This is a genomic window from Streptomyces sp. NPDC059850 (assembly GCF_042731515.1).
Classification (GTDB): domain Bacteria; phylum Actinomycetota; class Actinomycetes; order Streptomycetales; family Streptomycetaceae; genus Streptomyces.
Genome location: NZ_JBHWJI010000080.1, coordinates 18,179 through 34,886, shown reverse-complemented (window position 1 = coordinate 34,886; position 16,708 = coordinate 18,179). Strand labels below are relative to the sequence as shown.

Genomic DNA, 16,708 nt, shown 5'->3' with positions numbered 1-16,708 from the left:
AGCTCATAATCGAGCTTTTCGTTCCGGATTTCGGCATGCCGAAGTCGTTCCCGATTGGGGGTCGTGCTGAGTGGTTTGCCGCCGGTGCGGCTCGAAGTGCTGTCCCGTTTCCCTGCGGACTCCGTGACAACTCGAAGAACACTACACGACGCCGCGGCGGCCTTCAAACCCGTGCCGGGCCGCCCTGCGGGGCGTACGCTCAGAGGCATGACGCAGCATGCGCACATCGCACAGTGGTGGCCCGCCTGACCGGCGGCCGCCCCCAGCGCATGCACTTCCACGGCCGCCGCTCCGGCGGCCGTTCGCATCTCTCCTCCCCCTCGCGGACCCGGCCGTCCGGCCCGGCGGTCCCGAGACAGCGGGAGAGAGCAGACCCATGGCACACACCACGACGGCACGTCCCCGGATCTTCAGCGGGGTGAAGCCGACCGGGCATCTGACCCTCGGCAACTACCTCGGCGCCCTGCGCCGGTGGGTAGAAGAGGACCAGTACCGGGCCGACGCGCTGTTCTGCGTCGTCGATCTGCACGCGCTGACGGTGGAACACGATCCGGCGCGGGTCCGACGGTTGTCCCGGCAGACGGCCACGCTGTTCCTGGCGGCCGGTCTGGACCCGGAGCAATGCACCCTGTTCGTCCAGAGCCAGGTCGACGAACACGCCCGGCTCTCCTATCTGATGGAGTGCACGGCTTCCGACGGCGAGATGCGGCGGATGATCCAGTACAAGGAGAAGGTCGCGCAGGAGTCGGCGCGCGACAGGAGCGTACGGCTGTCGCTGCTCACCTATCCGGCCCTGATGGCGGCCGACATCCTGGCGTACGGGACGGACGAGGTGCCGGTCGGTGACGACCAGACGCAGCACGTGGAGCTGACCCGGGAGTTGGCGCGGCGGTTCAACCAGCGCTACGGGCCGGTCTTCACCGTGCCGCGCGCGACGCCTCCGCCGGTGGCGGCGCGGGTGATGGATCTGCAGGACCCGCTGTCGAAGATGGGGAAGTCGCACGGCGAGGGCAGGGGCATCGTCTATCTCCTGGACGAGACGGACACCGTGCGCAAGAAGATCATGCGGGCGGTCACGGACAGCGGCAGCGACGTCCGGTACGACCGGGAGGAGCGGCCCGGTGTGGCGAATCTGCTGGAGGTGCTCGCGGCGTGCACCGGGGGCAAGCCGGAGGTGCTGGCCGACGAGTACACCTCGTACGGGGCGCTGAAGGGCGCGGTGGCCGAGGCGGTGGTGGAGCTGCTGCGGCCGCTCCGGGTCCGGCACGCCGAGCTGAGCGCCGACCCCTCTTATGTGGACGGGGTGCTGCGGGCCGGAGCCGAGCGCGCCCGGGCGCTGGCCCGGCCACGCGTCGACGCCGCCTATGCGGCGGTGGGGCTGCTGCCGTCCGCCTGAGAGTCAGCCGTTGCCGGAGGCCAGCTCGCGGCTGCGGTCGCGGGCCGCCTCCAGGGCGGCGATCAGGGCGGCGCGTACGCCGTGGCTCTCCAGCTCGCGGATGGCGTTGATGGTGGTGCCCGCGGGGGAGGTCACGGCCTCGCGCAGCGAGACCGGGTGCTGGCCGCTGTCGCGCAGCATCGTCGCGGCGCCGATCGCCGCCTGGACGATCAGGTCGTGGGCCTTGTCGCGGGGCAGCCCGAGCAGGATTCCGGCGTCCGTCATGGCCTCGACGAGAAAGTAGAAGTACGCGGGACCGGAGCCGGAGAGGGCGGTCGCGGCGTCCTGCTGGCTCTCCGGGGCGCGGAGCGTCTTGCCGACGCCGCCGAAGATCGCCTCGGCGTGGGCGAGGTGCTCCTCCTGGGCGTGGCTGCCCGCCGAGATGACGGACATGGCCTCGTCGACGAGGGCGGGGGTGTTGGTCATGACGCGCACGACAGGCGTGCCGACGGCCAGGCGCGCCTCGAAGAAGGAGGTCGGGATGCCCGCCGCGCCGGAGATCACCAGCCGGTCGGCGGGCACGTGCGGGGCCAGCTCGTCCAGCAGCGTGCTCATGTCCTGCGGTTTTACGGTGAGGATGAGGGTGTCGGCGGCCTTGGCCGCCTCGGCGTTGGTGACAGCCTCGACGCCGTAGCGTGACCGCAGTTCCTGGGCGCGCTCCGGGCGGCGGGCGGTGACCAGCAGATCGGTCGGTTTCCAGCCACCGCGGATCATTCCGCTGAGCAGGGCCTCGCCGATCTTTCCCGTGCCGAGTACGGCAACCGTCTCCGTCATAGTGCGGCTCACCTCGTGCGTTGCTGCGATGGATGGACGTCTCTCATCCTCGCACCGGGCGCCGGGCGACGCGGCCCCCTACGGCGATCGCTTGCGGACCGGAACCTCATGGGTGACCTGCTGAAGAGCGCTTCAGGACTTCAGGCTGCGTTCAGGTTCGGTCCGGCAACCTAGCGGGGGTCGGAAGGGCGCGACAGGGCCCGCCGACAGCACCACGCCGCGACACGAACCGGAGGAACCGTCCCCATGATGGCCGTCACCCAAGCGCATTATTCATTGTTCGATGAATAATATTTTTCACGGCTCCTCCAGACGGTCCAGCGCGACCCGATCGCCCGTGCGCGCTGGCGTCCGCCGGGGCGACCGGAAGGAACCCGTCCTGTTCGACGCCCCTTCATTCACAAGTTGGTTACATATCGACTTGCAAATGGTCACGGGCTTCTGGACACAATGGAGTTGAGTGTCGATACGTACAGGAGGGAGGCGATGGTGAGGACGGTCCGGCATACCGCTCGAGGGCTCCTGGTCGTGGTATCCGTACTGCTCGCTCTCTTCATCGCCGCGGACACCGCGTCAGCGCAGGTCACCCACCCCGAAACGATCACCTCGACGGCGTCCGCCGACCCCAAGCCGATCATCAAGGCCATCTCCACCCACCATGACAGCGGGGTGGAGGACTGCAAGGGGCTCCGCAATGGACGCGCACCGCTGACCGCGCCCACACCGAGCGGCAAATACGGATGTGTGTGCGGATGCGACGCGGGGGTGCGGTTGCCGCGCACCGCGATCAGCGAATCCCTGACGGGTCGGCAGGCCGTGCCGGTCTCGAGATCGGGCGAGTTGCCCGTCATTCTCCAGATTTTCCGCTGCTGAGGGCTGCGCCGCCGAGCCGTCATATGCCGACGGCCCGTGACGGCTCGTTCTGTACGCCTTAGCGCGTCACGTTTCACGCTTGCTCACCTCTCTGTGTGAGCGAGCGAGCTTCACCGCCAGCGACCGATTCCATCGATCCCACTGACGAAGTGCTATGCCGTGCCCCCGCCTGCCCTGAGCCGGTGACGGGGCGCACTGGAGGCAACCCTCATGCGAAATTCTCTTCTGTCCCGAATGCGCGGCGCCGGCGGCGCCGCGGGCTCGTCCCCCGGCGCCGGGACGTTCCGCGCCGACTTCACGGCGTCCCTCGTCGTCTTCCTGGTGGCCGTGCCCCTGTGCGTGGGCGTGGCCGTCGCTTCCGGCGTCCCGGCCGAGCTGGGCCTGATCACCGGCATCGTCGGCGGTCTGGTCACCGGCTTCCTGCCGGGCAGCAGCCTGCAGGTGTCGGGACCCGCCGCCGGTCTGACCGTGCTGGTGTACGAGGCGGTACAGGAATACGGCGTCGCGGCGCTGGGCGTACTCGTCCTGATCTCCGGACTGCTCCAGCTGGCCATGGGCGCCCTGGGTTTTGGCCGTTGGTTCCGGGCGATCTCGCTCGCCGTGGTGCAGGGCATGCTGGCCGGTATCGGCCTCGTACTGATCGCCGGGCAGCTCTACGCGCTCGGTGACATGAAGGCCCCGAGCAGCGGGCTCGACAAGATCTTCGGCATTCCCGGGCTGATCAGCGATGTGGCCGGGTCGAGCGACTCGCTCACGGCCGTGGCCATCGGCGTCGGAACCATCCTGGTCCTGGTCTTCTGGCCGCGGTTCAAGCAGGGCGTCAAGATCCTGCCCGCACCGCTGGCCGCGGTCGCGCTCGCGACCATCGCGACGGTCAGCCTCGATCTGCCGGTCGCCCGGGTCGAGGTCAAGGGTCTGCTGGAGGCCATCCAGCCCCCCGGCATCGGTGAGTTCACCCAACTGGCCGAAGTAGGCATGATCGGAACCGTCCTCGCGTTCACGCTGATCGCGTCGGCGGAGAGCCTGTTCAGCGCGGCGGCCGTGGACCGGCTGCACGACGGTCCGCGCACCGAGTACGACAAGGAACTGATGGCGCAGGGCGCCGGTAACGCGGTGTGCGGTGTGCTCGGCGCGCTGCCGATGACCGCGGTGATCGTGCGCAGCTCGGCCAATGTGTTCGCCGGTGCCAAGACGAAGCTCTCGCGCATCCTGCACGGTGTGTGGCTGCTGGTCTTCGCGGTCCTCTTCCCCTCCGCGCTGGGCATCATCCCGATCGCGACGCTCGCCGGTGTGCTGGTGCACGCGGGCTGGAAGCTGATCCCGACCAAGGACCTGCTGCCGCTGTGGCGTGAGCGCCGGGGCGAGGCGATCATCCTGATCGTGACCGCCGGGGCCATCGTCACCACCGACATGTTCGAGGGCGTCATCATCGGTCTGCTGCTGTCGGTCATCAAGACCGCCTGGGAGACCTCGCACGTCCACATCGACGTCAAGGGCCGCGACGCCGCCGACGACCAGCCCATCAAGGTGCGGGTGCTCGGCAACGCGACCTTCCTGCGGCTGCCCAAGCTCCTGGACGAGCTGGAGGGGCTGCCCCGTGAGCGGACCGTGGAGCTGGACCTGAGGGGACTGCGCCATGTGGACCACGCCTGTGAGATGGCGCTGGCAACCTGGACCGAGCGGCACAACGCGGTGGTCCACCACGCGGAGACCAGCGAAGCCGAAGCCGACGCCAAAGTACTGGCGTAACGACTGACCCGAACAGCCCAGCCCCGGGCCCTCGGCGCATCCCGCGCCGGGGGCCCGGGGCTTTTCGCCGGGTCGCCGGGGCGCGCGGTTCAGCCGCAGGCGACGGCGACGAAGCCGTCGCTGCCCGTCTTCACGTACGCGTCGGAGACGTACTGCCCCGGGGCGATGCAGTCCCAGATGTCCGTCGAGCCGTACGGACCGGACACCCGCTGACCGTGCGTCTGACAGCGGATCGACACGCGGGTATTGACCGGCAGCTTCTTGACCAGCGTGTAGCCGGTGCCGGGACCGCTGCGGACGTTCACCTGGTAGCCCGGCGCGGTCGGATAGGTGACCGCTTGCGCGACGGTGCTTTCCATGGCGGTGTCTTCGATGGCCATGTGGCCTCCCCCGTTGAACTTCGTTCCGACGTAGTGCACATGTCGGATTAAGTGACACGACATGCGTAGGTTAACGAGTCTCGTACGTGTCATCGACTAGGCTCGCCGAGTCGCTGACGCGGCCGAATTCACGGGGGTGGGGCATGCCGCCGGTGCGCGGAGCCGGTACGGGGCCAGAAGCGGAAGATCCGGAGTACGCCGGGCAGTACCGGCTTGAGGCACGCCTCGGCGCGGGTGGCATGGGCGTGGTCCACCTCGCCCGCTCGGCGTCAGGACGACGGCTCGCGGTGAAGGTCATCCATGCCGAGTTCTCCGAAGACCCCGAGTTCAGGGCGCGGTTCCGGCAGGAGGTGGCGGCCGCGCGGCGGGTCAGCGGGGCGTTCACCGCGCCCGTCGTGGACGCCGACCCGGAGGGCGTGCGGCCGTGGATGGCCACCACGTACATCCCCGGCCCGACGCTGGCCGAACACGTCAAGCGGAACGGCTCGTTGGCGCCGGACGAGGTGGTCGCGCTGGCGGCCGGGCTCGCGGAGGCGCTGCGCGACATCCACCGGGTGGGCGTCGTCCACCGCGATCTGAAGCCCAGCAACGTACTGCTCGCGGCGGACGGTCCGAAGGTCATCGACTTCGGGATCTCCCGGCCGTCCGACAGCGAACTGCGCACCGAGACGGGCAAGTTGATCGGCACGCCGCCGTTCATGGCGCCCGAGCAGTTCCAGCGGCCACGGGCGGTGGGTCCGGCGGCGGATGTGTTCGCGCTGGGGTCGCTGCTGGTGCACGCGGCGACGGGGCGGGGGCCGTTCGAGTCCGAGAGCCCGTACATCGTGGCGTATCAAGTGGTGCACGACGAGGCGGACTTGGCGGGGGTGCCGGACGAACTGCTGCCGCTGATCGAGCGCTGCCTGGCCAAGAACCCGGCGGAACGGCCCACGCCGGATGCGCTGATGACCGTGTTGCGGGCGGTCCGCGGGCCCCGGCCGCCGGAGGCGCGGGGGCCCGTGCCCGTGGTTCTCCCGGCGCAGCGGGTGGCGGAGCCGGTTGTTGTGGCTGAGCCGGTTGTCGCGGATGAGGCTGTTCTGTCTGAGTCTGAGGTGGCGTCCGGGCCGGAGCCGGAAGGGCCCGAGCCGGAGGAAGCCTCGGAGGAGTCCGCGCCGCGGGTGCGGCGGTGGGTTCCGGCGGCGCTCGCCGCGCTCGTCCTGCTGGGTGCGGGCACGGTCGTGGGGCTGCGTCAGCTGAACGAGCGGGAGTCCGCCACGGAGCGGCACCCGCAGAACAGCGCCGCGACCGCCACCGCCACCTGGCGGCCCTGGGAGCGGGAGCTACTCGGCGGCGGCGCGACCGGGGCGGCGGCCAAGGGCGCGCGGCCCGCGTCCTGTTCGTACGGGGACGGCGCACTGTACTGCGCGGCGCGCGGCGTCCAGGCCGCCCGTATCGACGCCGCCAACGGCCGGGTGGTGTGGTCGCGTCCCGCCACGACGAGCCGCCCCGGCGGGACCACCGGCGCGCCCGTCCCGGCGGACGGTCTGGTGCGGGTGATGTCGCCGGACGGGACGCGGCTGGAGGCGCTGGAGCCGCGTACCCACCGGGTGCGGTGGAGCCGCGAGGTGTCCGCGTACGGCGGCCGGGTCTACTCCGCGGGCGGCACGGTGCTGCTGGTCGCGGCGGACGGCACCGTCACGGCGGTCAACGGGACGACGGACCGGGAGCGTTGGAGCCATGCGCTGCCCGGGCACGCGGAGCCGAGCTTCTTCTCGTACGGGGACGGCCGCACCGCGTACGCCCTGACCACCGCCCCGGACGGGCGGCGCACCCTGGTCACGGCGATCGACACGGTGCGCGGTACGACGCGCTGGCAGCGCTCGCTCTCCGGCACCCTCACCCCCGTCGGGGCGGGCCCGAACGGGGTTCTGCACCTGACCGAGGCCGACAGCCGGAGCCGTACCGCCGCTGTCGTCTCGTACGATCCGGCGCGGCGGGCGGAGCGGCGGTCCGAGCTGACCGTGCCGGTGTCCCTGAGCAGCGCCGCCGTCCGGGGCGACCGGGTGTTTCTGCTGGCCGAGGATGGCGGGCTGGTGGCCGTCGACACGGCGCGCGGGGCTCAGCGGTGGCGGACGGAGACCTCGGTGGCCAACGCCTCACCGCTGGTGGCCTCGGGCGAGCGGCTGTACTTCTCGTCGGCGGACGGCCGGGTGCTGGCCGTGGATACGCGGCGCGGCCGCCTGCTCGGCCAGACCCGCCCCCGCGCGGACCGCTCCGGCGATCAGGGCTTTCTGGCCCTGATGCCCGCGCCGGTCGCGGCGGCGGGCAAGGTCTTCGCCACGGCCCCGGACGGCACGGTGTTCGCCGTGGACGCCCGGGATCCGGAGCGGTGGTGAATCAGCCCAGCTGGGTGATGTCCCGCACGGCGCCCTTGTCGGCGCTGGTGGCCATGGCCGCGTAGGCGCGCAGGGCGGTGGAGACCTTGCGCTCGCGGTTCTTCGGGGCGTAGACGCCGCCGAGGGCCTCGCGGCGGGCGGCCAGCTTCTCCTCGGGGACGAGGAGTTCCATCGTGCGGGCCGGGATGTCGATGCGGATCCGGTCGCCGTCCTCGACCAGGGCGATAGTGCCGCCCGAGGCCGCCTCGGGGGAGGCGTGGCCGATGGACAGGCCCGAGGTGCCGCCGGAGAAGCGGCCGTCGGTGATCAGCGCGCAGGCCTTGCCCAGGCCCCGGCCCTTGAGGAAGGAGGTGGGGTAGAGCATTTCCTGCATGCCGGGGCCGCCCTTGGGGCCCTCGTAGCGGATGACGACGACGTCGCCCTCCTTGACCTGCTTGTTCAGGATCCGCTCGACGGCTTCCTCCTGCGACTCGCAGACGACGGCCGGGCCTTCGAAGGTCCAGATCGACTCGTCGACGCCCGCGGTCTTCACCACGCAGCCGTCCTCGGCGATGTTGCCGTAGAGGACGGCCAGGCCGCCCTCGGTGGAGTAGGCGTGCGCGACGTCGCGGATGCAGCCGCCTTCGGCGTCGGTGTCCAGGGTGTCCCAGCGCTCGGACTGCGAGAAGGCGGTCGCGGAGCGGACGCAGCCGGGGGCGGCGTGGAACAGCTCGACGGCCTCGGCGGACGGCGAACCGCCGCGGATGTCCCACTGCTTGAGCCAGTCGGCGAGCGAGTCGGAGTGCACCGACTGCACGCTCTCGTTGAGCAGGCCCGCGCGGTACAGCTCGCCGAGGATGGCGGGGATGCCACCGGCCCGGTGGACGTCCTCCATGTAGTAGACGCCGCCGGGGGCGATGTTGGGCGCGACCTTGGACAGGCAGGGCAGTCGGCGGGAGATCTCGTCGATGGCCTGCATGTCGAAGTCGAGACCGGCCTCCTGGGCGGCGGCCAGCAGGTGGAGGATCGTGTTGGTGGAGCCGCCCATGGCGATGTCGAGGGCCATGGCGTTCTCGAAGGCGGCACGCGAGCCGATGGCGCGCGGCAGGACGGTCTCGTCGTCCTGCTCGTAGTGGCGCTTGGTGATCTCCACGACCGTGCGCCCGGCCGTCTCGTACAGCTCCTTGCGGGCGGTGTGGGTGGCCAGCACCGAGCCGTTGCCCGGCAGGGCGAGGCCCATCGCCTCGGTGAGGCAGTTCATCGAGTTGGCGGTGAACATGCCGGAGCAGGAGCCGCAGGTCGGACAGGCGTTGTCCTCGATGAGGGCGATGTCCTCGTCCGAGACCTTGTCGTTGACGGCCTCGGAGATCGCGGTGATCAGGTCGAGCTTGCGGACCGTGCCGTCGACGAGGGTCGCGCGGCCGGACTCCATGGGGCCGCCGGAGACGAAGACGGTCGGGATGTTGAGCCGCATCGCGGCCATCAGCATGCCGGGCGTGATCTTGTCGCAGTTGGAGATGCAGATCAGCGCGTCCGCGCAGTGCGCCTCGACCATGTACTCGACGGAGTCGGCGATCAGGTCGCGGGAGGGGAGGCTGTAGAGCATCCCGCCGTGGCCCATCGCGATGCCGTCGTCGACGGCGATGGTGTTGAACTCGCGCGGGATGCCGCCCGCCGCGTGGATCGCCTCGCTGACGATCCGGCCGACCGGCTGGAGGTGGGTGTGGCCGGGGACGAACTCGGTGAAGCTGTTGGCCACGGCGACGATCGGCTTGCCGAAGTCCTCGCGCGCTACGCCGGAAGCCTGCATAAGGGCGCGCGCGCCCGCCATGTTGCGGCCGTGGGTGACGGTGCGAGACCTCAGCTCGGGCACGGTACTCGGCTCCCTCGTAAGTGCGTCCGGCGAATCGGACCTGATGTATCGGATCGGAGTCTTCTGACTCTACGCCTGCGGGGTGCGAATCCCGATGCGGTGTCCAGATCCAGAGACGGGCGGCTCACAGTGTGGAATCACGGATCACTTCTCGGTGAGGTACCGCTGGAGCGTCGGACCCACCATGGCGATGATCTCCTCGACGGTCGCCGAGGCCACCGGCTCCATCTTGATCACGTACCGCAGCATCGCGATCCCGAGGATCTGGGCGGCCGCGAGCTGGGCGCGGAACTTCGGGTCCGGTACGTCCAGGTCGCGGGCCATCCGCAGCAGCAGCCGCCGCTCGATCATGCCGCGCAGGACGGCGGCGGCCGCCTCGTTCGTGAGCGCGGAGCGCATCACCGCCAGCAGGGGCAGCCGGGTGACCGGGTTCTCCCAGGTGGCGAAGAAGTAGCGGGCCATCCGCTCGCCCGCGCCCTCCCGGCCGCCGCTGTGCACCGCCTCCGGGGCGCCCATGGCGGGCGCCAGGATCAGCTCGATCGCGGCGCCGAAGACCTGGTCCTTGGTGCCGAAGTAGTGGTGGACCAGCGCCGGGTCCACCTCGGCGGCCTTGGCGATGCCACGGATCGAGGCCTTGTCGTAGCCGCGCTCGGCGAACTCGTTGCGCGCCGCGGTCAGGATGCGGTCACGGGCCCCGGGGCCGTCGGCCGTGCTGCCGCGGGCGGGGCGGCCACGGCCTCGGCGGGGACCGGCGGGGGGCGGCGGGGGCCCGGCGGACGGCGGGGGTGTGGCTGGTGTCACTTCCGGCGCACCGCCCGGCCCGCCCGGGAGGCCGGGGTCGGGGAGGCCAGATGGAGCCGGGTGAAGGCCAGCGCCTCCGCGAGATCGGCCTCGCGCTCGGCCTGGGACATGGCCCGCCGGGTGTTCACCTCGACCACCACATGGCCGTCGAAGCCGGTTCTGGCGAGACGTTCCAGCAGCTCCGCGCAGGGCTGGGAGCCACGCCCCGGAACCAGGTGCTCGTCCTTGTTGGAGCCCTGGCCGTCGGCGAGGTGGAGATGGGCGAGCCGGTCGCCCATCCGGTCCACCATGTCCAGGGCGTCCGTACGGGAGGTCGCGGTGTGCGAGAGGTCGATCGTGAAGTGCCGGTAGTCGTCCTTGGTGACGTCCCAGTCCGGCGCGTACGCGAGCATCTCGCGGTCGCGGTACCGCCACGGGAACATGTTCTCCACCGCGAATCGCACGTCGGTCTCGTCCGCCATCCGCCAGATTCCGCTCACGAACTCGCGGGCGTAACCGCGCTGCCATCTGAACGGCGGGTGGACGACGACGGTCGACGCGCCCAGCCGCTCGGCCGCCACCTTGGCCCGCTGCAGCTTGACCCATGGGTCGGTGGACCACACCCGCTGAGTGATCAGCAGACATGGCGCGTGCACGGCAAGGATCGGCACCCCGTGATAATCCGAGAGGCGGCGCAGCGACTCGATGTCCTGGCTGACCGGATCGGTCCACACCATGACCTCGACACCGTCGTAGCCCAGCCGCGCGGCGATCTCGAAGGCCGTCGCCGTCGACTCCGGATAGACCGAGGCGGTGGACAGGGCGACCTTCGCATCCGGGATGCGCACCACTGGCTCTGTCACGAGGGACAGCGTACGGCCGCTGCTCTGTGCGACTAAACCGCGACTGCCGATCACGTCATTCGGGCAGGCCCGATCAGGTCAGGTGGGCAGGTGGTCCAGGCGGCGCAGAATGACGCCCTCGCGCAGCGCCCACGGGCAGATCTCCAGCACGTCGACCTTGAACAGATCCATGGCGGCCTCGGCGACCAGCGCCCCGGCCAGCAGCTGCGGGGCGCGCCCCTCGGAGACCCCGGGCAGCTCGGCGCGGGCCGCGGCGGGCATGGCAGCCAGCCGGGGCACCCACTCCTCCAGCGCCTCGCGGGTGAGCCTGCGCTCCACGTACGGGCCCTCGGCGGAGCGCGCCGCGCCCGCGATCCGGGCCAGCTGCTTGAAGGTCTTGGAGGTGGCGACCACCTGGTCCGGTGTGCTGTGGCGGCTGAAGTCGCCGACGACGCGGGCGATCTCGGTGCGTACGTGCCGCCGCAGGGAGCGGATGTCCGACGCGTCGGGCGGATCGCCGGGCAGCCAGCCTGCGGTGAGCCGACCCGCGCCCAGCGGCAGCGAGACGGCCGCGTCGGGCTCCTCGTCGAGGCCGTACGCGATCTCCAGCGAGCCGCCGCCGATGTCCAGGAGCAGCAGCCTCCCCGACGACCAGCCGCACCAGCGGCGGGCGGCCAGGAAGGTGAGCCGGGCCTCGTCCTCGCCGCTGAGCACGCGCAGCCGTACGCCGGTCTCCTCGGCGACCCGGGCGAGGACGCCGTCCGCGTTGGCCGCCTCCCGGACGGCGGAGGTCGCGAACGGCAGCACCTCCTCGACACCCTTGTCCTCGGCCGCCTCCAGCGCCTCCTTGACCACCGCGATCAGGCGGTCGACGCCTTCGGAACCGATGGCTCCGTCGCCGTCGAGGAGTTCGGCCAGCCGCAGTTCCGCCTTGTGGGAGTGGGCGGGCAGCGGGCGGGCGCCCTGGTGTGCGTCCACCACCAGCAGATGGACCGTATTCGAACCCACGTCGAGGACACCGAGTCTCATGGCCAGAACGCTACTGTGCGGCCGGTGTGGCCATGCACGGGATCCCGTCCCCGGGGCGTTCACGCCGGGGGCATACCCTTGCACCGTGGCAACGACGAAAAAGGCGAAGCAGGACAAAGGCCGGAAGAACGCCCCGGAGCCGGAGCAGGTCCCGTCCCCGGCGGAGCCGCCCGCGGACGAGGTCGGCCTGGACTTCGCCCGCGCCTGGGCCGAATTCCCCGACCCCGCCGACGAGGAGCAGGTCTTCCGCTGCGACCTGACCTGGCTCACCTCGCGCTGGAGCTGCATTTTCGGCCAGGGCTGCCAGGGCATCCAGGCCGGGCGCGCGAGCGACGGCTGCTGCACGCTGGGCGCGCACTTCTCGGACGAGGAGGACGAGGAGCGGGTCGCCCGCCATATGTCCCGGCTGACCCCGGAGGTCTGGCAGTTCCACGACGAGGGACACACCGGGGGGTGGGTGCAGGAGGACGAGGACGGCGACCGTCAGACGCGCCGCTACGACGGCTCGTGCATCTTCCAGAACCGGCCCGGTTTCGCGGGTGGCGCGGGCTGTGCGCTGCACATCCTGGCGCTCCGGGAGGGGCGTGAACCGCTGGAGACCAAGCCGGACGTCTGCTGGCAGCTGCCGGTGCGGCGGTCGTACGAGTGGATCGACCGGCCGGACGACACGCGGGTGCTGCAGATCACGATCGGTGAGTACGACCGGCGGGGGTGGGGGCCGGGCGGGCACGACCTGCACTGGTGGTGCACCTCGGCCGTTTCGGCGCATGGCGCCGGGGATCCGGTGTACGTGTCGTATCGGCCGGAGCTGACGGAGCTGATGGGCAAGGCGGGGTACGACCGGCTGGTGGAGCTGTGCGAGGCCCGCCTGGCGACCTCCCTCCCCCTGGTAGCCCCCCACCCGGCGGACCCGACGAGCTGACCCCAGGGGGCTGCGCCCCCTGGACCCCGCGACCGTGGTGGACTGAGGGCGGAACTTTCCCCTACCCGCCCCTTCCCGTAACCGGGGGCTACGCCCCCTGGACCCCCGCCCCGGGGGCGGGCCCGGGCGCGACTTTGCGCCCCCCTAGAGCCCGCCGCGACAGCGAGCCGCCGCTCCGGCGAAGCCCGGCACGTGCAGGGGTCCGGGGGTGCAGCCCCCGGTTTCGGGAAGGGGCGGGGTGGGGGAAGACGCGCCCCCTATCCCTTGGGCGTCGGCGAGTCCGACGAGGGTGGGGTGGACGGTGGTGGGGTGGGGTCCGGGGACGGGGCTGATGGGGTGGGGGTCGGGGCGGGGGGCGTGCCTCGGCCCTCGATCACCACCATCGCGCCCGACGGCGCCACCGTCACTCGGGCCCGCCATCGGCCGGGGGGCTCGCGGTCGTGGTCGACCGCGACCGTGATCGTCGCCGACTGGCCGGGGCGCAGCTCGCCCGCGGTGCGGCTCAGCTGGAGCCAGGACGCGCCCGGCGCCGAGGCCGACCAGCGCACCGGGGCGCCGCCCGAGGCGGACAGGGTGATGACCGTCACATCGCCGCTCGGCTGGGCCTCCACGGTGAGCCGCCCGGGGCCGGGCGCGGGGCGGGAGGGGGCGGAGCCGTCGCCGGGGCGGGTGTCGCTCCGGGAGCGCCCGGTGGCCTTGGCGTGCCGCTCGGGTTTGCCGTCCACGCCGATGACCTCGACCGTCACGTCGGGGGCCGACGTACCGGCCCGACCGCGCAGCTTGGCCGCGCCGGAACGGTCCTGCGCACTGCCCGCCTGCTCGTACGTAGGCCCGGCGGACCGATCCTGCTCACCGTCCGCCGCGGCGGCGGCCACCGAGTCCGTGTCGTGCTCGTCACCGGCGAGCGGCGCGCCCCGGTAGGCGGCCCACAGGGCGAGCACCGGGGCGGCCACGACCGTGGCGACCACGGTCGTGGTCAGGGCGCGGCTGCGCAGTCGGCGGCGGCGGGCGGCCCGGTCCTGGGGGTCCAGCGGGAAGCCGCGCCGGTCGAAGCGCGGACCGGCCGCGGCGCGCGCGGGGCGTGCGCTCAGGGAGCACAGCATCGCGGCGTGCACGGCGGAGCGGTCCGCCTCCACCAGCGGCAGCGCGGCGGGGGCGGCGGCCGTACCGGGCCAGGGGCCGTCGGCCGTGGCCCGCTCGGCCATCCGGCGGCATTCGCGGCAGTCGTCGACATGACGCACCAGCTCACGGCGGAGCGCGGCGGAGAGCAGCACCTGGGTGTCGCCCGCGAGCCGGGCGACGACCGGGCAGTGGCCCAGCTCCACGACGGCGAGCGCGGCGCGGGTCCGCTCGACCTCGCAGGCGGCGCTGGAGAGCAGGGCGCGGGTCTCGTCGGCGTCCTTGCCGAGCGCGGCGGCGACCTCGGCGGGGCCGAGCTGGTGGCGGACGTGGAGTTCAAGGGCCTCGCGCTGGGCGGCGGTGGTCCCGGCGGCCTCGGGCCAGGCGAGCGCGGCGAGTTCGCGGCGGCGCCGGTCGGCGACGGGCTCGGGCAGCGCGGTGTCCGGACCGCCCCGCCCGCCCGTCGGCTCCCATGACCCGCGCGGCTCCCGCCGCTCCCGCAGCTCGGCGAGCTTGCGCAGACAGGCCCAGCGGGCGACCGCGTAGAGCCACGGGCGGCTCGGCTCCTCCTCGGCCTCCGCGCGGCCGCGCCCGCGCCCCCGTCCGAGCCGCCGCTCGGCGACGGCCAGCACATCGCCGAGCGTGACCGCCGCGGCGTCGTGCTCGCACAGGACCGACAGGCAGTAGGTGAACAGACCGTCCAGATACGGCTCGTAGCGCGCGGGAGGCCGCTGGGGGCGCGTGGTGGCGACGCGGGGCGCGCGGCGCTGCGCCCGGTGTGCGCCGGTGGCGTGTGTCGAGTGCTCGGACCTGCTGCTCATCACCCGGCGACCGTAGGCGGATGAAGCAGACTTGCTCGCCTTACTTCGGCAGTTTTAACCCTTACGGGTGACCATCTCCCTCATAAGGGGACAGGTGTCCCTCTTCCGCGCGCCGGAACTGCTATGAGCCCACAAGCAGCCCGCACACCCCGCTGTCGGTGGCCGGCGCTAGCGTTGGCGTCATGGCTGCCCGTAGCTCCTCCCGTTCATCCGCCAAGGACCGGCCCTCCTATCGCTGCACCGAGTGCGGCTGGACCACCGCCAAGTGGCTCGGCCGCTGCCCGGAGTGCCAGGCCTGGGGCACGGTCGAGGAGTTCGGCGCGCCCGCCGTGCGGACCACCGCGCCCGGCCGGGTCACCTCGGCGGCCCTGCCCATCGGCCAGATCGACGGCCGCCAGGCCACCGCCCGTTCCACCGGTGTGGACGAGCTGGACCGGGTGCTCGGCGGCGGCCTGGTCCCCGGCGCCGTGGTGCTGCTCGCCGGGGAGCCGGGCGTCGGCAAGTCGACGCTGCTGCTGGACGTCGCGGCCAAGGCGGCCAGCGACGACCACCGCACGCTGTATGTGACCGCGGAGGAGTCGGCCGGTCAGGTCCGGCTGCGCGCCGACCGCATCGGGGCGCTGAGCGAGCATCTCTACCTCGCGGCCGAGACCGATCTGTCCGCCGTGCTCGGCCATCTCGACTCGGTCAAGCCGTCGCTGCTGGTCCTGGACTCCGTGCAGACCGTCGCCTCACCCGAGCTGGACGGCGCACCGGGCGGCATGGCCCAGGTGCGCGAGGTGGCCGGGGCGCTGATCCGGGCGTCCAAGGAGCGCGGCATGTCCACGCTGCTGGTCGGCCATGTGACGAAGGACGGGGCGATCGCGGGCCCCCGGCTGCTGGAGCACCTGGTCGACGTGGTGCTGCACTTCGAGGGCGACCGGCACGCCCGGCTGCGGCTGGTCCGCGGCGTCAAGAACCGGTACGGGGCGACGGACGAGGTGGGCTGCTTCGAGCTGCACGACGAGGGCATCACCGGCCTCGCCGACCCGTCCGGGCTGTTCCTCACCCGGCGCGCCGAGCCGGTGCCCGGCACCTGTCTGACCGTCACCCTGGAGGGCCGCCGCCCGCTGGTGGCCGAGGTGCAGGCGCTCACCGTCGACTCGCAGATCCCCTCCCCCCGCCGCACCACCTCAGGTCTTGAGACCTCCCGGGTTTCGATGATGCTGGCCGTCCTGGAGCAGCGCGGCCGGATCAGCGCGCTCGGCAAGCGCGACATCTACAGCGCCACGGTGGGCGGGGTGAAGCTGTCGGAGCCCGCGGCGGACCTCGCGGTGGCGCTCGCGCTGGCGAGCGCCGCGAGCGACACCCCGCTGCCCAAGAACCTGGTGGCGATCGGCGAGGTGGGGCTCGCGGGCGAGGTCCGGCGGGTCACGGGGGTGCAGCGGCGGCTGTCCGAGGCCGCCCGGCTGGGCTTCACCCACGCCCTGGTGCCCACCGATCCGGGCCGCGTCCCGGACGGTATGCGGGTGCTGGAGGTGGCGGACATAGGGGACGCACTGCGCGTCCTGCCCCGGCGCGAGCGCACGGACCGCGCGCGGGCGGACGCCCCCGAGCGGGGGTGAGCGAGGGGGCGTTCGCGGTGGTGAGCGGGGCGATCCGGACCGCCGGGGAAGCCGCGCTCCACCTGCCGCCCACGGGCGTACGCCGGGAGACCCCACGGGAGGCCGGGGACCGCCGGTAGACTTTGCCCTGGTCTCGCCCGTACGTGGCCTCGT

General features: G+C 72.2%; 13 protein-coding genes. 6 read left to right on the top strand and 7 right to left on the bottom strand.

Going from position 1 to position 16,708, the window contains the following annotated elements:
• The first annotated feature begins 376 nt into the window (after nt 1–376).
• A complete protein-coding gene (gene trpS, locus ACFV9T_RS39105) occupies nt 377–1,396 on the top strand; it encodes a tryptophan--tRNA ligase (protein WP_385447631.1) in 1,020 nt (339 codons plus the stop codon).
• A 3-nt stretch (nt 1,397–1,399) separates the two neighbouring features.
• Here trpS and proC read toward each other — a convergent pair whose 3' ends face one another.
• Nucleotides 1,400–2,209 (bottom strand): pyrroline-5-carboxylate reductase, encoded by an 810-nt coding sequence (gene proC / locus ACFV9T_RS39100; protein WP_385447628.1) that lies wholly within the window; start codon nt 2,207–2,209, stop codon nt 1,400–1,402.
• Nucleotides 2,210–2,695: 486 nt separating this feature from the next.
• Between proC and ACFV9T_RS39095 the strand changes: the two genes are divergently transcribed.
• Both ACFV9T_RS39095 and ACFV9T_RS39090 read left to right on the top strand, forming a co-directional pair.
• Complete coding sequence (locus ACFV9T_RS39095) at nt 2,696–3,082, top strand: hypothetical protein (protein ID WP_385447626.1); 387 nt, start codon at nt 2,696–2,698, stop codon at nt 3,080–3,082.
• Nucleotides 3,083–3,316: 234 nt separating this feature from the next.
• A complete protein-coding gene (locus ACFV9T_RS39090; protein WP_385447623.1) occupies nt 3,317–4,831 on the top strand; it encodes a SulP family inorganic anion transporter in 1,515 nt (504 codons plus the stop codon).
• A gap of 89 nt (nt 4,832–4,920) precedes the next feature.
• Here the strand turns inward: ACFV9T_RS39090 and ACFV9T_RS39085 are convergent, their stop codons facing one another.
• Entirely contained in the window at nt 4,921–5,211 is a 291-nt protein-coding gene (locus ACFV9T_RS39085) for an SH3 domain-containing protein (RefSeq protein ID WP_385447620.1), read from the bottom strand.
• 143 nt (nt 5,212–5,354) lie between these two features.
• Here ACFV9T_RS39085 and ACFV9T_RS39080 point away from each other — a divergent pair, with 143 nt between their 5' ends.
• Nucleotides 5,355–7,586 (top strand): PQQ-binding-like beta-propeller repeat protein, encoded by a 2,232-nt coding sequence (locus tag ACFV9T_RS39080; protein ID WP_385447634.1) that lies wholly within the window; start codon nt 5,355–5,357, stop codon nt 7,584–7,586.
• Nucleotide 7,587: 1 nt separating this feature from the next.
• Here ACFV9T_RS39080 and ilvD read toward each other — a convergent pair whose 3' ends face one another.
• The 4 genes from ilvD to ACFV9T_RS39060 form a co-directional block, all read right to left on the bottom strand.
• Nucleotides 7,588–9,438 carry a dihydroxy-acid dehydratase gene (ilvD, locus tag ACFV9T_RS39075; RefSeq protein WP_385447617.1) on the bottom strand — a complete coding sequence of 617 codons (1,851 nt, stop codon included), beginning with the start codon at nt 9,436–9,438 and terminating at the stop codon, nt 7,588–7,590.
• A 144-nt stretch (nt 9,439–9,582) separates the two neighbouring features.
• A complete protein-coding gene (locus ACFV9T_RS39070) occupies nt 9,583–10,239 on the bottom strand; it encodes a TetR family transcriptional regulator (RefSeq protein WP_385447614.1) in 657 nt (218 codons plus the stop codon).
• Entirely contained in the window at nt 10,236–11,081 is an 846-nt protein-coding gene (locus ACFV9T_RS39065; protein ID WP_385447612.1) for a sugar phosphate isomerase/epimerase family protein, read from the bottom strand. Before ACFV9T_RS39065 ends, ACFV9T_RS39070 begins: the two co-directional genes overlap by 4 nt.
• Nucleotides 11,082–11,159: 78 nt before the next feature.
• The gene (locus tag ACFV9T_RS39060; protein ID WP_385447610.1) at nt 11,160–12,089 is read right to left on the bottom strand and encodes a Ppx/GppA family phosphatase; all 930 of its coding nucleotides are present in this window, start codon (nt 12,087–12,089) and stop codon (nt 11,160–11,162) included.
• 85 nt (nt 12,090–12,174) lie between these two features.
• Here ACFV9T_RS39060 and ACFV9T_RS39055 point away from each other — a divergent pair, with 85 nt between their 5' ends.
• Nucleotides 12,175–13,011 carry a hypothetical protein gene (locus tag ACFV9T_RS39055; protein WP_385447608.1) on the top strand — a complete coding sequence of 279 codons (837 nt, stop codon included), beginning with the start codon at nt 12,175–12,177 and terminating at the stop codon, nt 13,009–13,011.
• Nucleotides 13,012–13,268: 257 nt separating this feature from the next.
• On the opposite strand, the gene ACFV9T_RS39050 is transcribed toward ACFV9T_RS39055, so the two are convergent.
• Complete coding sequence (locus ACFV9T_RS39050) at nt 13,269–14,951, bottom strand: sigma-70 family RNA polymerase sigma factor (RefSeq protein ID WP_385447605.1); 1,683 nt, start codon at nt 14,949–14,951, stop codon at nt 13,269–13,271.
• Between the two features lie 182 nt (nt 14,952–15,133).
• Between ACFV9T_RS39050 and radA the strand changes: the two genes are divergently transcribed.
• A complete protein-coding gene (gene radA, locus ACFV9T_RS39045) occupies nt 15,134–16,555 on the top strand; it encodes a DNA repair protein RadA (protein WP_385447602.1) in 1,422 nt (473 codons plus the stop codon).
• The last annotated feature ends 153 nt before the right edge of the window (nt 16,556–16,708 follow it).